The organism is Streptomyces sp. CBMA152, assembly GCF_014596475.1.
Taxonomy (GTDB): domain Bacteria; phylum Actinomycetota; class Actinomycetes; order Streptomycetales; family Streptomycetaceae; genus Streptomyces.
In genome coordinates this window covers 120,807-137,955 of record NZ_MECJ01000025.1, presented here as the reverse complement: position 1 = coordinate 137,955, position 17,149 = coordinate 120,807, and the positions used below count along the sequence as shown (strand labels likewise).

Here is a 17,149-nt window from a genome sequence, read left to right as displayed (position 1 = left end):
GTTCAATGGGGCAGGCAGTAGCAGGTGTGGATGTGGTGACCGATGCGACCTTCGCCCGGGAAGTGCTGGAGGCCGATCTTCCCGTTCTCGTGGAGTTCACCGCCGAATGGTGCGGGCCCTGCCGGCAGCTCGCGCCGGTGCTGCGGGACATCGCCTTCGAGGAGGGCGACCGGCTCAAGGTCGTCCAGCTGGATGTTGACAAGGATCCGGAGACGACCGTCAGGTACGGGGTGCTCTCGATGCCGACCCTCATGGTGTTCCGCGCCGGCGAGCCCGTGAAGTCCATGGTGGGGGCGCGCCCCAAGCGCCGTCTGCTTCAGGAGCTCGACGATGTGTTGTGAGGTGACGTGCTGTAGGGGAGTGGGAGAGTAACCCCCTAATACACAACAAACCCCGGTCCGATATTGCGGCCGGGGTTTTTCTCTGCGTATAGTGGGCTCTTCGTGTGTTCGCGCATTAGGAATGCACGTAAAGCCCTTACGAAAAACACTGTATCGCGTCAGGAGCGGAATTGTCAACCGAGGAAATTCGGAAAGAACAGCAATTCATCGACGCGCTCTACGCGCGCCTCGACGACCTGCGCGAGTTGGCCGAGGGGTCGGTCCGGGGCGCGTTGGGGTCGGTCGGGACCGGGCAGCAGGCGCGCCTTGAGCGGGACGTGATCGTCGCCGAGCAGTCGGGGCTGCTCAGCGCGTACCAGGCCGGCGAGAACGGGCTCTGCTTCGGGCGGCTCGACCACGCCGACTCCCGCTCGCACCACATCGGCCGCATCGGCATCCGCCGCGACGACCCCGACCGTACGCCCCTCGTCGTCGACTGGCGGGCCGACGTGGCGCGGCCGTTCTATCTGGCGACCGGGCACACCCCGATGGGGCTGCGCCGCAGGCGTCACATCACCACCGACGGCCGCACGGTCACCGCGCTCCACGACGAGATCCTCGACCTCGCCGACTCGGCCCGCACCGGGCACGAGGGCACGGACGCCGACGACGTACTGCTCGCCGCCCTCGACGCGGCCCGCACCGGCCGCATGCACGACATCGTGCAGACCATCCAGGCCGAGCAGGACCGGATCATCCGCGCCCCGCAGCGCGGCGTCCTGGTCGTCGAGGGCGGGCCCGGCACCGGCAAGACCGCGGTCGCGCTGCACCGCGCCGCGTATCTGCTCTACGCGTACCGCGAGCAGCTGGCCCGGCGCGCCGTCCTGATCGTCGGCCCCAACCCCGCCTTCCTCGGCTACATCGGGGAGGTGTTGCCGTCCCTGGGTGAGACCGGGGTGCTGCTCTCCACCATGGGTGAGCTCTTCCCGGGTGTTGTCGCGACCGGCGTCGACACCCCCGCGGCCGCCGAGACAAAGGGGCGGGCGGCCATGGCCGACGTCCTCGCCCAGGTCGTCCGCGACCGCCAGACCGTCCCGGACGTCGCCGCCGAGATCGACCACGACGGGTACGGGACCCTCCTCCTCGATCGCGCCATGGCCGAGGACGCGCGCCACCGCGCCCGCGAGAGCGGACTGCCGCACAACCTCGCCCGGCCCCACTTCGCCTTCCACATCATCGACGCGCTCACCGCCCAGCTCGCCGAGCGGATCGGCGCCGACCCCTTCGGCGGCGAGAACCTCCTCGGGCCCGACGACCTCGCCCAGCTCGGCAAGGAGATCGCCACCAGCCCGACCGTCCACGCCGCCATCGACGACTTCTGGCCCGACCTCACCCCGCAGCGACTCATCGAGGAGTTCCTTGAGGAGCCCTCCCATCTCGCCGAAGGGGACGGGGAGTTGATTCGGCGCCCGGCCGGATCAGCTTGGACCGTGGCCGACATCCCCCTCCTCGACGAAGCCGCCGAACTGCTCGGTGACGACGACTCCGCCGCCCGCGCCGCCGCCGAGGCTGCGCGGCAGGACCGGATCGCGTACGCGCAGGGCGTGCTCGACCTCTCGGCGGGCTCGGAGAGCTTCGAGTTCGAGGACGAGGAGTCGGAGGTGCTGGCCGCGCACGACATCATCGACGCCGAGCGGTTCGCCGACCGCCACGAGGAGGCCGACCACCGCAGCGCGGCCGAGCGCGCGGCCGCCGACCGGACCTGGGCGTTCGGCCACATCATCGTCGACGAGGCGCAGGAGCTCTCCGCGATGGCCTGGCGGCTGCTGATGCGGCGCTGCCCGACCCGCTCGTTCACGCTGGTCGGCGACCCGGCCCAGACCGCCGAACCGGCCGGTGTCGGCTCCTGGCAGCGGATCCTCGAACCGTACGTGGAGGACCGCTGGGAGCACGTCCGGCTCGGGGTCAACTACCGTACGCCCGCCGAGATCATGGAGGTGGCGGCCCAGGTGTGGCGGGCGGAGGACCCGGCCTTTGAGCCGCCCAGTTCCGTACGGGCCACCGGAGTTCGGCCCTGGGTGCGTGCGGCCGCCGCCGACGACCTCGCCCAGGCCGTCGCCCATGCCGTGAAGGAGGAGACGCCCGAGGTGGGGCGGCTTGCCGTCGTCGCGCCGCGCGGGCTGCATGCGGCGCTCGCCGCCGCGCTGCCGGACATCCCGCCGGGCGAGCCCGATCTGACGTGCCCGGTCGTCCTGCTCGACCCCCGGCAGGCCAAGGGGCTCGAATTCGACACCGTGCTGGTGGTGGAGCCGGGTGAGTACGGCGTGAGTGATCTGTACGTGGCGCTCACCCGGGCCACTCAGCGGCTCGGCGTGCTCCACTCGGCGCCGCTGCCGAAGGCGCTGGCGGACGCGCTCACACCGGCCGCAGCCACACCGTAGCCAGCGGCGGCAGCGTCAGCTGGATGCTGACCTGCTGCCCGTGGCTCGGGACGGAGTCGGGCTTGAGGGGGTCGGGGTTGGCGACGCCGCCGCCTCCGTACCGGGTCGCGTCGGTGTTCAGGACCTCCGTCCAGGCCGGGACGGTGTCGGGGACGCCCAGGCGGTAGTCGTGGCGCACCACCGGGGAGAAGTGGGAGACGGCGAGCAGGGGGGCGCCCGTGGTGTCGTAGCGGAGGAAGGCGAAGACGTTGTCCTCCGCCGCGTCGCCCGCCACCCATGCGAAGCCGCCGGGGTCGGTGTCGCGCTGCCACAGGGGCGGGGCGTCGCGGTAGACCGTGTTCAGGTCGCGGACCAGGTCGCGCACGCCCCGGTGGTCCGGCTCGGCCGCGTACGACGGGTCGAGCAGCCACCAGTCGGGGCCGGTCGTCTCCGACCACTCCGCGCCCTGGGCGAACTCCTGGCCCATGAAGAGGAGTTGCTTGCCGGGGTGCGCCCACATGAAGCCGAGGTAGGCGCGGTGGGTGGCGCGCTGCTGCCACCAGTCGCCGGGCATCTTGGAGACCAGCGAGCGCTTGCCGTGGACGACCTCGTCGTGCGAGATCGGCAGGACGTAGTTCTCGCTGTACGCGTACACCATCGAGAACGTCATCTCGTTGTGGTGGTACTTGCGGTGGACCGGCTCATGGGCCGCGTAGCCCAGCGAGTCGTGCATCCAGCCCATGTTCCACTTCAGGCCGAAGCCGAGCCCGCCGAAGCCGCCGGGGCCCACGTGGTGGGTCGCGCGGGTCACGCCGTCCCAGGCGGTGGACTCCTCCGCGATGGTGATCACGCCGGGGCAGCGGCGGTAGACGGTGGCGTTCATCTCCTGGAGGAAGGCCACCGCGTCCAGGTTCTCCCGGCCGCCGTGCTCGTTCGGCGCCCACTCGCCGTGCTCGCGCGAGTAGTCCAGGTAGAGCATCGAGGCGACCGCGTCCACCCGCAGCCCGTCGATGTGGAACTCCTGGCACCAGTACGTCGCGTTCGCCACCAGGAAGTTACGGACCTCCTTGCGGCCGTAGTCGAATTCGAGGGTGCCCCAGTCGGGGTGCTCGGAGCGGGCCGGGTCCTCGTGCTCGTACAGGGTGCGCCCGTCGAAGGAGGCCAGCGCCCAGTCGTCCTTCGGGAAGTGCGCGGGCACCCAGTCGACGAGCACGCCGATGCCGGCCCGGTGCAGCGCGTCCACCAGGAAGCGGAAGTCGTCGGGGGTGCCCATCCGGGCGGTGGGGGCGTAGAAGCCGGTCACCTGGTAGCCCCACGAGCCGCCGAAGGGGTGCTCGGAGACCGGCAGGAACTCCACGTGGGTGAAGCCCAAGTCTCTTACGTAGGCGGGGAGTTGTTGGGCCAGTTGACGGTACGTCAGCCTTGGGCGCCAGGACGGGAGGTGCACCTCGTACACCGAGAACGGGGACTCGTGGACCGGGCGGTCGCCGCGGGCCGCCATCCACCGCTCGTCCTGCCACTCGTGGTGCGACTCGGTCACGATCGACGCGGTCGCGGGCGGCACCTCGGTGCGCCGGGCCATCGGGTCGGCGCGCAGGGTGTGCGAGCCGTCGGGGCGGGTGATGTCGAACTTGTAGAGCGCGCCGTCGCCGATGCCCGGCAGGAACAGCTCCCACACACCCGACGAGCCGAGCGAGCGCATGGGGTGCGCGGTGCCGTCCCAGTAGCAGAAGTCCCCGGTGACGCGGACGCCCAGCGCGTTGGGCGCCCACACCGTGAACCGGGTGCCCGCGACGCCCTGGTGGGTCATCGGGCGCGCGCCCAGCGCCGTCCACAGCTCCTCGTGGCGGCCCTCGCTGATCAGATGCAGATCGAGGTCGCCGAGCGCGGGCAGGAAGCGGTACGGGTCCTCGGCCTCGATCTCGTTGTCGTCGTAGGTGACCAGCAGCGTGTACTCGGGCACCTCGCGCAGCGGCAGCACCCCGCTGAACAGCCCGTCGCCGTCCTCGTGCAGCTCGGCCCTGAGCCCCTTGGCCAGTACGGTCACGGCCTGCGCGTACGGGCGCAGGACGCGGAAGGCGATGCCGCCGCGCACGGAGTGGGCGCCCAGGAGCGCGTGCGGATCGTGGTGCGCCCCGGCGAGCAGCCGCGCGCGGTCGTCGGCGCCGATCGGCCGTGCGGCCCGTACGCCATGGCTCCCCGCGCGCTTGGCTGTCGGCTTCACCGCAGGAGACTTCGCCGTGGGCCTCGGCTTCTCGGCGGCGCTCTTGCGCGTGCGGCGGTCGGGGGATTGCGGGCTGTCGCCGGTCGGCGGGCGGGCGGTCACGGGTACGGCCTCCTCGGGGTGGGGGGAACGCGGGCGGTGGGGTCAGGTGCCGGCCAGACGGCGGACGGCCGCCATCGGGACGGCCAGCCAGTCGGGGCGGTGGCGGGCCTCGTACAGCACCTCGTACACCGCCTTGTCGGTCTCGTACGCCCGCAGCAGCTCGGGCTCGTCGCGCGGATCGGTGCCGGACGCGGCCGCGTAACCGGCGCAGTAGGCGCTGCGGCAGGACTCGGCCCACTCCAGGCGCCAGGGCTGGGGAGCCCGTTGGGTGTGGCCGGGACCGGGGTCGGGGGCCTGCGGGAGCGTGCGGGCCGCGTAGTCGAAGGAGCGCAGCATGCCCGCCACGTCCCGGACCGGCGGCTGCGGGCGGCGGCGTTCGGTCAGCGGCCGGGCGGGCTCGCCCTCGAAGTCGATGACTGACCACTGCCCGCCCGATGCCCGCAGGGTCTGGCCCAGATGCAGATCGCCGTGGACGCGCTGGGCGGGCCGGGGCCCGCGCACCGCCGTCACCGCGTCGAACGCGGCCCGCAGGCCCGGCACATGGGGCCGCAGCACCGGCACCGCCCGGGCCGCCGCCTCCAGGCGCTCGCGCATCGCGGTGGCCAGGAGCTCGGTCTGCGGGCGGCCGAGCGTGACCACCGGCAGTGCGGCGGCGAGCGCGGTGTGCACCTCGGCGGTGGCCCGGCCGAGCGCGTGCGCCTCGGTGGTGAAGTCGCGTTGCTCGGCGAGGGCGCGCAGCGCGAGCTGCCAGCCGTCCTGCGAGCCGCGCAGAAACGGCTGGAGCACCGCGAGCGTCGCCTCCTCGGGCCGGTCCGTCTGGATCCAGGCCGCGGGCGCGGGCACCCGGTCGCATCCGTGCCGGGCCAGGACCAGCGGAAGTTCCAGGTCGGGGTTGACCCCGAAGTGGATCCGACGAAATACCTTGAGGATGAACGTATCTCCGTACACCAGCGAGGAGTTGGACTGCTCGACGGCCAGCAGACGGGGCGTGAGTCCGGCGGGGACGGGGACGGTCGCGTCGCAGCCGAAGCGCAGCGGCCCCAGGCGCCCCGGGGTGCGCAGCCGTTCCAGCAGGAGCGCGGCGATCTGGGGGTCCTGGAGCGCGTCGTACACGGTGAGCCCGGTCAGCGGTCCGGCGCCGGCGTGCCCGACGAGCGCGGGCGCGAGCGGTGGCGGCAGCACTTTCCGTACGCCGAGCAGCAGCTGGTAGACGTCGCCGGGATCGGGGGCGGGGGTGGCGCTCGGCTGCTCGGCCCGGACGAGAAGGTGCAGACAGCCGGGCAGCAGCTCGGTGACGGAGGTCAGCGAGAAGCCGGTGACCGGGCGGCCCTTGCCCGCGAACCAGCGCTGGCGGGGCAGCCACTCGTGCAGCAGCGGCGCCAGCGAGGGGAGCAGCGCGACGGGAGTCAGGGTGGGTGCGGCCTTGGGCATGGCAGCGCGTCCTTTCCCCGGGCTCACAGCAGGATGTGCGCAGAGTGTCCCGGATTGCGGCAATGGCTGTCCGGCGGCGCGCGGGGCCTCCGGCGTGCCTCTGGGAGAGCGGTCCGGAGCGTCGCTGAGGAGAGTGCCCCGGGCGGGCCGGAGGAAACCGGCCCGCCCGGGGCCGCCCGAAAGGGGCCCTCGGTCTGGTGTCGCTAACCGATCACGATGCAGTCCTTGCGCAGCCGGAACCAGTAGAAGCCGTGCCCCGCCAGGGTGAGCAGGTACGGCCACTGGCCGATGGCCGGGAACCGCACCCCGCCGATCAGCTCCACCGGATGGCGGCCGGCGAACGCCCGCAGGTCCAGCTCGGTGGGCTGGGCGAACCGCGAGAAGTTGTTCACGCACAGCACGAGGTCGTCGCCCCCGCCGTCGACAGCGGGGACCTCCCGCAGGAACGCCAGGACCGCCGGGTTGGACGACTGGAGTTCGGTGTACGAGCCGAGTCCGAAAGCGGGGTTCTGCTTACGGATCTCGATCATCCTGCGGGTCCAGTGCAGCAGCGACGACGGCGATGCCATGGCCGCCTCGACGTTGGTGACCTGGTAGCCGTAGACGGGGTCCATGATCGTGGGAAGGAAGAGGCGTCCTGGATCGCAGGACGAGAAGCCCGCGTTGCGGTCGGGCGTCCACTGCATGGGGGTCCGTACGGCGTCCCGGTCGCCCAGCCAGATGTTGTCGCCCATCCCGATCTCGTCCCCGTAGTAGAGGATCGGCGAGCCGGGCAGCGACAGGAGCAGGGCGGTGAACAGTTCGATCTGGTTGCGGTCGTTGTCCAGCAGGGAGGCGAGCCGGCGCCGGATGCCGATGTTGGCGCGCATCCGGGGATCCTTGGCGTACTCCGCGTACATGTAGTCGCGCTCTTCGTCCGTGACCATTTCGAGGGTCAGCTCGTCGTGGTTGCGCAGGAAGATGCCCCACTGGCAGGTCTTGGGGATGGCCGGGGTCTTGGCGAGCACCTCGGAGACCGGGTAGCGGCTCTCGCGGCGCACGGCCATGAAGATGCGCGGCATCACGGGGAAGTGGAACGCCATGTGGCACTCGTCGCCGCCCGCCGCGTAGTCGCCGAAGTAGTCGACGACGTCCTCGGGCCACTGGTTGGCCTCGGCGAGCAGCACCGTGTCCGGGTAGCTCGCGTCGATCTCGGCGCGCACCCGCTTGAGGAACTCATGGGTGGCGGGCAGGTTCTCGCAGTTGGTGCCCTCCTCCTGGTAGAGGTACGGGACGGCGTCCAGGCGGAAGCCGTCGATGCCCAGGTCCAGCCAGAACCGCAGGGCGGCCAGGATCTCGTCCTGGACGGCCGGGTTCTCGTAGTTGAGGTCCGGCTGGTGGGAGAAGAAGCGGTGCCAGTAGTACTTCTTGCGGACGGGGTCGAAGGTCCAGTTGGAGGTCTCGGTGTCGACGAAGATGATCCGGGCGTCCTGGAACTGCTTGTCGTTGTCGGCCCAGACGTAGTAGTCGCCGTACGGGCCCTCGGGGTCCTTGCGCGACTCCTGGAACCACGGGTGCTGGTCGCTGGTGTGGTTCATGACGAAGTCGATGATCACGCGCATGCCGCGTTGGTGGGCGGCGTCCACGAACTCCACGAAGTCGGCGAGGTCGCCGAACTCGGGGAGTACCGCGGTGTAGTCCGAGACGTCGTAACCGCCGTCCCGCAGCGGGGACTTGAAGAAGGGCGGAAGCCACAGGCAGTCCACCCCCAGCCACTGCAGGTAGTCCAGTTTGGCGGTGATGCCCTTGAGATCCCCGACGCCGTCGCCGTTGCTGTCCTGGAAGGACCGGACGAGCACCTCGTAGAACACCGCTCGCTTGAACCACTCGGGATCGCGGTCCTTGGCGGGAGTGTCCTCGAAGGTGTCGTGGACGGGCTCGTTGACGATCATGGTGTGGGTGACCCTCCGATCGGCGGGGACGGTCGCAGGACCAGGATGTGCGCGGGCGCGCGGCCCGGCTCTAGGCGCACGTAGTTGGCCCTGCCCCAGTGGTAGGTCTCACCGGTGAGCTCGTCGCGCACCGGGACGGTCTCGTGCCATTCGAGGCCGAGTTCCGGCATGTCCAACGAGACCGTGGCCTCCTGGGTGTGGTGGGGGTCGAGGTTGGCGACCACCAGGACGGTGTCGGCCCCCGAGCGCTTGCTGTACGCGATGACCGCGTCGTTGTCGGTGGAGTGGAAGCGGACCGAGCGCAGCCGGCGCAGCGCCGGGTGGTGCCGGCGGATGCGGTTGAGCGCGGTGATCAGCGGGGCGAGAGAACGCCCGTCGCGCTCGGCGGCCGCCCAGTCGCGGGGCCGCAGCTCGTACTTCTCGGAGTGCAGGTACTCCTCGCTGCCGTCGCGCAGGGCGGTGTTCTCGCACAGCTCGTACCCCGCGTACACGCCCCAGCTGGGCGACAGCGTGGCGGCGAGCACCGCCCGCACCTCGAACGCGGGGCGGCCGCCGTGCTGGAGGTAGGCGTGCAGGATGTCCGGGGTGTTCACGAAGAAGTTGGGCCGCATGTACGCGGCGCTCTCACCGGAGAGCTCGGTGAGGTAGTCGGTGAGCTCCTGCTTGGAGTTGCGCCAGGTGAAGTACGTGTACGACTGCTGGAAGCCGACCTTGGCGAGGGTGTGCATCATCGCGGGCCGGGTGAACGCCTCGGCCAGGAAGACCACATCGGGGTCGGTGCCGTTGACCTCGGCCAGCACCTGTTCCCAGAAGACCACCGGCTTGGTGTGCGGATTGTCGACGCGGAAGATCCGTACCCCGTGGTCCATCCAGAACCGCAGCAGCCGCACGGTCTCGGCGACCAGGCCCGGCATGTCGCGGTCGAAGGCGAGCGGGTAGATGTCCTGGTACTTCTTCGGCGGGTTCTCGGCGTACGCGATGGAGCCGTCCACCCGGTGGTGGAACCACTCTGGGTGCTTGTCCACCCAGGGGTGGTCGGGCGAGCACTGGAGCGCGAAGTCGAGGGCGACCTCCATGCGCAGATCGCGGGCGGTCGCCACGAAGTGGTCGAAGTCGTCGAGGGTGCCGAGGTCCGGGTGGATCGCGTCGTGGCCGCCGTCCGGCGAGCCGATCGCCCAGGGCACGCCGACGTCACCGGGCGCCGCCGCCAGGCTGTTGTCGCGACCCTTGCGGAAGGTGGTGCCGATGGGGTGCACGGGCGGCAGATAGACCACGTCGAACCCCATCGCCGCGACCGCGGGCAGCCGCTCGGCGGCGGTCCGCAGTGTGCCGCTCACCGGGGGCTTCCCGGCCTCGACCACCGCGCCCTCGGAGCGCGGGAACAGCTCGTACCAGGAGCCGAAGAGCGCCCGCTCGCGCTCCACGAGCAGAGGCAACGGCTCGCTGGCGCTGACCAGTTCGCGCAGTGGATGCCGGGCCAGCGCCTCGTCGGCCGCCGGGGTCAGGGCCGCGGCGAGCCGGGCGTGCGCCGGGCGGGAGGTGTCGCGCAGCGCGTCCGCGGCGGCCAGCACCGCCTCGCGCCCTTCGTCCTTGGGCACCCCGGGCGCGGCCCGCTCGTACAGCTCGGCGCCCTCCGCGAGCACCAGCTCGGTGTCCAGGCCCGCCGGGATCTTGATACGGGCGTGGTGGCGCCAGGTGGCGACCGGGTCGCTCCACGCCTCGACCGTGTACGACCAGCGGCCCTCGGAATCCGGGGTGACCTCGGCGCCCCACCGGTCGGTGCCGGGGGCGAGCTCGCGCATCGGCGTCCAGGGCCCCGGCCGCCCGTGCGGGTCGCGCAGCACGACATTGGCGGCGACGGCGTCATGGCCCTCGCGGAAGACGGTGGCGGTGACCAGGAACGTCTCTCCGGCCACCGCCTTCGCGGGCCTCGTGCCGCAGTCGACGGCGGGGCGGACGTCCAGGACGGGGATACGGCCGATCGGCATCTTCACGGTCTCACCTGGTGGCTGGGGTGTACGGGGCGTGGCGGGGTCTGCTCTTTGTAGCTCCGCTGACGGTTGACGGGCTGCGGGCATGGCCGCTCCTGTCCGCGTTCACTCGGGTGGCGGGTGACGGGTGTCTCAGACGGCGTCCTACCGGATGAGCCTTCCACAGGGTCCGAGTGCGCATTCCGGTGGTTTGTTAACTACCTGGGCGTAACGGTTCAGGCAACGAAGCGGCCCTCTCTTTCGGTGGAACCGCCCCAGAATTTGCCTACCCACAAGTTCCTTGAGCGTCAGGGGAGTTCAGTGCTGACCGGTCACGGTGGGTCAGTCCTGGCCGGTCACCTGGAGCAGCCGGTCGGGGGAGCCGGGGCCCGCGTCGGTGATCCTCCCGGTGGCCGAGCGGGCCACCAGCGCGTCGCTGACCTCGGCCGGAGTCGCCGACGGGTGGCCGCCCAGATAGAGCGCCGCAGCGCCCGCCGCGTACGGGGCCGCCATCGAGGTGCCGGTCAGGGTCCGGGACGCGGTGTCGTCGGTGTTCCACGCCGAGGTGACCGACACGCCCGGCGCGAACAGGTCGAGCGCCGGACCCCAGTTCGAGAAGGCCGCGCGGGCGCCGGAGCGGTCGCTCGCCCCGACCGTGACCGCCTCCGGGACCCGGGCGGGCGAGTACCGCGCGGCCGGGGCCCCCTCGTTACCGGCGGCGACCGTGAACGTCACCCCGGCCGCGATCGCGTTCCGTACGGCCTGGTCGAGCTCGGGGTTGGCGGCGCCGCCCAGGCTCAGATTGGCGACGGCCGGACGGCGGGCGTTGCGGGCCACCCAGTCGATCCCGGCGATGACCTGTGCGGTGGTGCCGACGCCGTGGTCGTCCAGGACGCGCACCGCGACCACGTCCGCCCGCTTGGCCACGCCGTACGTGGCGCCCGCGAGCGTCGCCGCGACATGCGTGCCGTGCCCGCTGCCGTCCTCGGCGTCCGCGTCGTCGTCGACGAAGTCCCAGCCGCTGCTCGCCCGGCCGCCGAACTCGCGGTGCGTGGTGCGGATGCCGGTGTCGATGACGTACGCGGTGACGCCCGCGCCCTGGCCGGGGGGCCAGTCCGAGGGCTGTTGCGGTGTGGGATCGGGTGGGGCGGTCCGGTCGGCGGGGCCCGCCTCGCCGTCGTCGAGCGAGACCGCCGTGTCCTGGACCACCGACGCCACGGCCGGATCGGCCGCGAGCTCCCCGGCGTGTTCGGCGTCGACGTGGACCGCGTACCCGTTCAGGGCGGTTTCGTACGTACGGCTGATGTGCGCCCCGTACTTGGCGGCGATGCTGCGGCCCGCACCGGTGGGCGCGCCGGTGGAGTCCTTGAGCGTGACGATGTAGCTGCCGCCGACCGCGCCCGGGGCGTCCGCGCCGAGTACGCGCCCCTCGGGCGGCGGGAGTGGTGTGGGCGGTGCGGCCTGTGCGGGCAGCGCGCAGGACAGCGCCGCCGCCGTGACAAGCGCGGTCAGCGCCCCGGCCGCGCGCAGGCGCCCGGTGTGTGTCCGTCCCATGGCGTCTCTTCCCCTCCTCGGTCCGGCGCGCGCCCGGCGGAATCGATCCGCCGGGCCCGGAACCCCCTCCGCGCACGCCGGACGGCCCGCTTGGCAGCCTGCCGCCCGGACGGGAGAGCCCACAAGGGCGCACTCGGGGGGCGCCCGCTTCCGTGCGCCGTGGTTGTGCGGCGCCGTGGCCCACTACCGTCGGGGGTGAAGGACCGACGAACTGAGCGGTACGTGCACCCAGTTGCGTACATCCCCTGCGAAGGTGGAACACGTGAAGGCAATCCGTCGATTCACCGTCCGTCCCGTCCTCCCCGAGCCCCTGCGGCCGCTGAGCGGACTGGCCCGCAATCTGCGCTGGTCCTGGCATACCGAGACCCGCGAACTGTTCGAATCCGTCGACCCCGAGGGGTGGCGGGCGGCCCAGGAGGACCCCGTGCGCCTCCTCGGGGCGGTCTCCGCCGCCCGGCTCGCCGCGCTGGCCGAGGACCGCCGCTTCCTGCGGGCGCTCACCGCCTGCGCCGACGACCTGGCCGACTATCTGGGCGGGCGGCGGTGGTACCAGGAACAGCCCGAGGGGCTGCCGCGCGCGGTCGCCTACTTCTCGCCGGAGTTCGGGATCACGGCCGCGCTGCCGCAGTACTCGGGCGGGCTCGGCATCCTCGCCGGCGACCATCTCAAATCCGCCTCCGACCTCGGCGTACCGCTCGTCGGCGTCGGACTCCTGTACAGACATGGCTACTTCCGCCAGTCGCTCTCGCGCGACGGCTGGCAGCAGGAGCACTATCCCGTCCTCGACCCCAACGAACTGCCACTGGCGCTGCTGCGCGAGAGCGACGGCGAGCCCGCGCGCATCTCGCTGCGGCTGCCCGGCGGGCGCTCGCTGCACGCCGTGGTGTGGATCGCGCGCGTCGGCCGCGTCCCGCTCCTGATGCTCGACTCGGACGTGGAGGAGAACGGGCCCGGCGAGCGGGACGTCACCGACCGGCTGTACGGCGGCGGCAGCGAGCACCGGCTCCTCCAGGAGATGCTGCTCGGCATCGGCGGGGTGCGGGCGGTGCGCGCGTACTGCCGGATCAGCGGCCACCCCGAGCCCGAGGTCTTCCACACCAACGAGGGCCACGCCGGGTTCCTCGGCCTGGAGCGGATCCGCGAACTCGCAGGTGAGGGGCTGGAGTTCGATGCCGCCCTGGAGTCCGTGCGGGCCGGGACCGTCTTCACCACCCACACCCCGGTCCCGGCCGGGATCGACCGGTTCGACCGCGAGCTGGTCGCCCGCCACCTCGGCGACGACGGCGAACTGGAGGGCGTCGACGTCGCCAGGATCCTCCAGCTGGGCATGGAGACCTACCCCGGCGGCGAGCCGAACCTCTTCAACATGGCCGTGATGGGGCTGCGGCTCGCCCAGCGCGCCAACGGCGTCTCGACCCTGCACGGCGCGGTCAGCCGGGGGATGTTCGCGGGCCTGTGGCCGGGGTTCGACCCCGCCGAGGTGCCGATCACCTCGGTCACCAACGGGGTGCACGCGCCGACCTGGGTCGCGCCCGAGGTGTTCCGCCTCGGCGCCCGCCAGGTCGGGGCCGGGCGCGTCGAGGACGCGCTGAGCGTCGGCGGTTCGCCCCGCTGGGACGCGGTCGCCGACATCCCGGACGCGGAGATCTGGGAGCTGCGGCGGGAGTTGCGCGAACAGCTGGTGCTCGAAGTGCGCGAGCGGCTGTACGCGTCGTGGCGCGGGCGCGGCGCCGGGACGGCGGAACTGGGCTGGGTGGACGGGGTGCTCGACCCCTCCGTCCTCACCATCGGCTTCGCCCGCCGCGTCCCCTCGTACAAGCGACTCACCCTGATGCTGCGCGACCGGGACCGGCTGATGGAGCTGCTGCTGCATCCGACCCGGCCGGTGCAGATCGTGGTGGCCGGCAAGGCGCACCCCGCCGACGACAGCGGAAAGCGGCTGGTCCAGGAGCTGGTGCGGTTCGCGGACGATCCCCGGGTGCGTCACCGCATCGTCTTCCTGCCCGACTACGGCATGGCGATGGCCAAGCGGCTCTACCCCGGCTGCGACGTCTGGCTCAACAATCCGCTGCGGCCCCTTGAGGCGTGCGGGACCAGTGGGATGAAGGCCGCGCTCAACGGGTGCCTCAACCTGTCGGTCCTGGACGGCTGGTGGGACGAGTGGTTCGAGCCGGACTTCGGCTGGGCCATCCCGACCGCCGACGGCGCGGCCACCGACGAGGACCGCCGCGACCAGCTGGAGGCGACCGCGCTCTACGACCTGATCGAGGACCGGGTCGCGCCGCGTTTCTACGACCGGGGTGCGGACGGGCTGCCCGGCCGCTGGATCGAAATGGTCCGCGAGACCCTGGCCGCGCTGGGGCCGAAGGTGCTGGCGGGCCGGATGGTGCGGGAGTACGTGGAGCGTCTTTACGCGCCCGCCGCCCGCGCCCATCGCTCCCTGGAGCACGACACCGCCCGGGAGCTCGCGGCCTGGAAGTCCCGGGTGCGGGAGGCCTGGCCGCAGGTCGGCGTCGACCATGTGGAGGCGCTGGCGGCCACCGCCCTCAACGGCAACGCCGAGCTCGGCTCCACGCTGTCGCTGCGGGTGTGCGTCCGGCTCGGCGGGTTGCAGCCCGACGACGTCGAGGTGCAGGCGGTCTCGGGCCGGGTGGACGCCGCCGACACGATCGGGGAGGCCCGCACGGTCGCGCTGAAGCCCGCGGGCGGCCCCGACCTGGAGGGCCGCTGGGTGTACGAGGGCCCGCTGGCCCTGGATCGGACCGGCGCGTACGGCTACACGGTCCGGGTGCTTCCGGCCCACCGCCTGCTCGCCACCGGAGCCGATCTCGGCCTGGTCGCGCTGCCCACGGAGACCACGGGGGAGGGCGCGGGGGTGCTGATGCGCTGAGGCGGAACGTGGCGGTGCCCGGCCCCTTGCGGGGTCCGGGCACCTTCATCACGTTCCGATCAGCCGCCTGACCGAAAGGTGAGCTCCGAAGCTCAGAACGTGAGCTTGAAGTCGGTGATGTAACCGACGTCCTGCCGCGCCTTGTCCTGGACCTTCAGCTTCCAGGTCCCGTTCGCGGCCACCGCCGAGGCGTTGACCGTGTACGTGGTGTCCAGGTTCTGCGTGGAGTCGCCGGAGGAGTTCTTCAGGCGGTAGCTCGTCCCGTTCGGGGCCACCAGGTCGATCTGGAGGTCGCCGATGTAGGTGTGGGTGATCTTCACGCCGACCTTGAGGGCGCTGGGCGCGTTGCCCGTGATGCCGGTGACGTTGACCGACGAGGTCACGGCCGCACCCGGGTAGTCCGGGATGTTGACCTTGGTGCTGTTGTCGAAGACGTTGCCGCTCGGCGGGTTGCCGCCGTCGTGACGGGCGCCGACGTTGATGGCCGCCCACGCGTCGGTGATGTTGTTGACCTCGGCGCTGCCCGCACCGTACAGCTCGGTCGCCGCGGCGATCGTGCCGTCACGCGCGCCCGCGTAGTCGGTGGAGGAGTTGAACTTGGTGGTGAGCGCCTTGTACCAGATCAGCTGGGCCTTCTCGCGGCCGATGCCGGTGACCGGCAGACCGTCGGAGGTCGGCGAGTCGTAGCTGAATCCGTTGATGGTCTTGGCGCCGCTGCCCTCGGAGGCCAGGTAGAACCAGTGGTTCGCCGGGCCCGAGGAGTAGTGGACGTCGAGGTTGCCGACGCCGGAGTACCAGCTGTCCGCGGAGCCGCCGTCCTTGCTCGGCTTGTCCATGTAGCGCAGCGGGGTGCCGTTGCCGTTGATGTTGATCTGCTCGCCGATGAGGTAGTTGCCCGGCGCGCTGGGGTTGTTGGCGTAGAACTCGACCGACGTGCCCATGATGTCGGAGGTCGCCTCGTTCAGACCGCCGGACTCGTCCGCGTAGTTGAGGCCCGCGGTGGCGGCGGTGACGCCGTGCGTCATCTCGTGGCCGGCCACGTCCAGCGAGGTAAGCGGGTCGTTGTCGCCCGAGCCGTCGCCGTACGTCATGCAGAAGCAGCTGTCGTCCCAGAACGCGTTGACGTACGCGTTGCCGTAGTGGACGCGGGAGTAGGCGGCGACGCCGTCGCCGCGGATGCCGCTGCGGCCGAAGACGTTCTTGTAGAAGTCCCAGGTGACGCCCGCGCCGTAGGCGGCGTCGGCGCCGGCGGTCGCGGCGTTGGAGTTGGTCCCGTCGCCCCAGGTGTCGTTGTTCTGCGTGAACAGCGAACCGGTGCCGGACGAGCCGTGGTTCAGGTTGTACGTCTTGTGGCCGCCGCGGCCCGCGTCGTTCAGCGTGTAGCTCGACCCGGACTGCGAGGTGCCCAGGGTGACCTGGCCGCTGTAGTGGGTGTTGCCGATGCCGGTCTCGATGCCCTGCCACTGGTAGAGCTTGGCGCCGGTCACCGCGTCCGTGATGACGTGCAGCTGGTTCGGCGTGCCGTCGTCCTGCACACCGCCGACGACCGTCTCGTACGCGAGGGTCGGCGCGCCCTTGGCCATCCAGACGACCTTGCGCGGGGCGCGGTCGGCGGTGGGCTTCTTGGCGCCCTTGCCGGTGGCGGCCGCCAGCGCCTGCTTCTGGGCGGCGGCCGGGCCCTGCTTGGCGGTGGTGGCGACGTTCTTCAGCTCGGCGCGGTTCGCCTTGATGACGCCCTGGGTGCGCCCGGCGGAGGACGCGTCGACGACCAGGTCGCCGCCGAGGACGGGGAGTCCGGCGTAGGTGCGCTCGTAGCGGGTGTGCGTCGTGCCGTTCTGGTCCTTGATCACATCGCGGACGACGAGCTTCTCCTGCGCGCCGAGGCCGAGCTGCGCGGCGGTCTGCGCCGTCTTGTCGCCGGCCTGGCGGATGAGCTCCGCGCGCTGCGAGGGGGAGAGCTTGGCGGGCAGGGCGCCCGGGTTGCGGACCGCCTGCGCCTTGAGGGCGTTGGTGGCCGCGGAGTCGTCGGGGCGTGCGCTGGCGCTGCCGGACTGGACTCCGACGGAGAGCAGGGCGGCTGCGGAGAGCAGGGCGGCGGTGGCGGTGACACGACGACGGTGCGTGGATCTCACGCGAACTCCTTCTGCGAGGGGGGTACCGGAGGCTGGGTGGGCCGTCCGGGCGGGGCATGCGGAGCAGTGGTGGTGCGTCGATCGGCGGTACTGGGTGGTACTGGGTGGTACGGGATTGGGGAGAGAGTGCCAGGCGTGACGAAGCCCTGTCAGGAGCGCGTCAAGAACTTGGCTG

The 17,149-nt window shown here is 71.7% G+C and carries 9 protein-coding genes; 3 read left to right on the top strand and 6 right to left on the bottom strand.

The genetic code is table 11. The features are described from left to right. Window positions 1-5 precede the first annotated feature (5 nt). A complete protein-coding gene (gene trxA, locus BG418_RS22020) occupies window positions 6-341 on the top strand; it encodes a thioredoxin (RefSeq protein WP_223185236.1) in 336 nt (111 codons plus the stop codon). Window positions 342-511: 170 nt separating this feature from the next. After that, on the top strand, window positions 512-2,761 hold the full coding sequence (locus tag BG418_RS22015; RefSeq protein ID WP_223185235.1) for an AAA family ATPase: 2,250 nt from the start codon (window positions 512-514) through the stop codon (window positions 2,759-2,761). On the opposite strand, the gene glgB is transcribed toward BG418_RS22015, so the two are convergent. The 5 genes from glgB to BG418_RS21990 form a co-directional block, all read right to left on the bottom strand. Continuing rightward, the gene (gene glgB / locus BG418_RS22010) at window positions 2,736-4,964 is read right to left on the bottom strand and encodes a 1,4-alpha-glucan branching enzyme (protein WP_317453726.1); all 2,229 of its coding nucleotides are present in this window, start codon (window positions 4,962-4,964) and stop codon (window positions 2,736-2,738) included. The genes BG418_RS22015 and glgB overlap by 26 nt on opposite strands. Before the next feature lie 144 nt (window positions 4,965-5,108). Then, window positions 5,109-6,497 carry a maltokinase N-terminal cap-like domain-containing protein gene (locus BG418_RS22005; protein WP_188275669.1) on the bottom strand — a complete coding sequence of 463 codons (1,389 nt, stop codon included), beginning with the start codon at window positions 6,495-6,497 and terminating at the stop codon, window positions 5,109-5,111. Window positions 6,498-6,700: 203 nt separating this feature from the next. Continuing rightward, the gene (gene treS, locus BG418_RS22000; protein WP_188275668.1) at window positions 6,701-8,428 is read right to left on the bottom strand and encodes a maltose alpha-D-glucosyltransferase; all 1,728 of its coding nucleotides are present in this window, start codon (window positions 8,426-8,428) and stop codon (window positions 6,701-6,703) included. Further along, window positions 8,425-10,416 carry an alpha-1,4-glucan--maltose-1-phosphate maltosyltransferase gene (locus BG418_RS21995; protein WP_223185272.1) on the bottom strand — a complete coding sequence of 664 codons (1,992 nt, stop codon included), beginning with the start codon at window positions 10,414-10,416 and terminating at the stop codon, window positions 8,425-8,427. Before BG418_RS21995 ends, treS begins: the two co-directional genes overlap by 4 nt. 324 nt (window positions 10,417-10,740) lie before the next feature. Next, window positions 10,741-11,952: a S8 family peptidase gene (locus tag BG418_RS21990; RefSeq protein WP_188275666.1), complete on the bottom strand. Its 1,212-nt coding sequence runs from the start codon at window positions 11,950-11,952 to the stop codon at window positions 10,741-10,743. Between the two features lie 262 nt (window positions 11,953-12,214). Between BG418_RS21990 and glgP the strand changes: the two genes are divergently transcribed. Continuing rightward, entirely contained in the window at window positions 12,215-14,842 is a 2,628-nt protein-coding gene (glgP, locus tag BG418_RS21985) for an alpha-glucan family phosphorylase (protein ID WP_188275665.1), read from the top strand. Between the two features lie 92 nt (window positions 14,843-14,934). On the opposite strand, the gene BG418_RS21980 is transcribed toward glgP, so the two are convergent. Then, window positions 14,935-16,974, bottom strand: a complete 2,040-nt coding sequence (locus tag BG418_RS21980; RefSeq protein WP_188275664.1) for a M4 family metallopeptidase — start codon at window positions 16,972-16,974, stop codon at window positions 14,935-14,937. Between the last annotated feature and the right edge of the window lie 175 nt (window positions 16,975-17,149).

Excerpts from the sequence above, each read along its gene's own strand:
- trxA (WP_223185236.1), top strand. The coding sequence starts at position 6 with ATGGGGCAGGCAGTAGCAGGTGTGGATGTGGTGACCGATGCGACCTTC.
- BG418_RS22005 (WP_188275669.1), bottom strand. The coding sequence starts at position 6,497 with ATGCCCAAGGCCGCACCCACCCTGACTCCCGTCGCGCTGCTCCCCTCG.
- treS (WP_188275668.1), bottom strand. The coding sequence starts at position 8,428 with ATGATCGTCAACGAGCCCGTCCACGACACCTTCGAGGACACTCCCGCC.
- BG418_RS21995 (WP_223185272.1), bottom strand. The coding sequence starts at position 10,416 with ATGCCGATCGGCCGTATCCCCGTCCTGGACGTCCGCCCCGCCGTCGAC.
- BG418_RS21990 (WP_188275666.1), bottom strand. The coding sequence starts at position 11,952 with ATGGGACGGACACACACCGGGCGCCTGCGCGCGGCCGGGGCGCTGACC.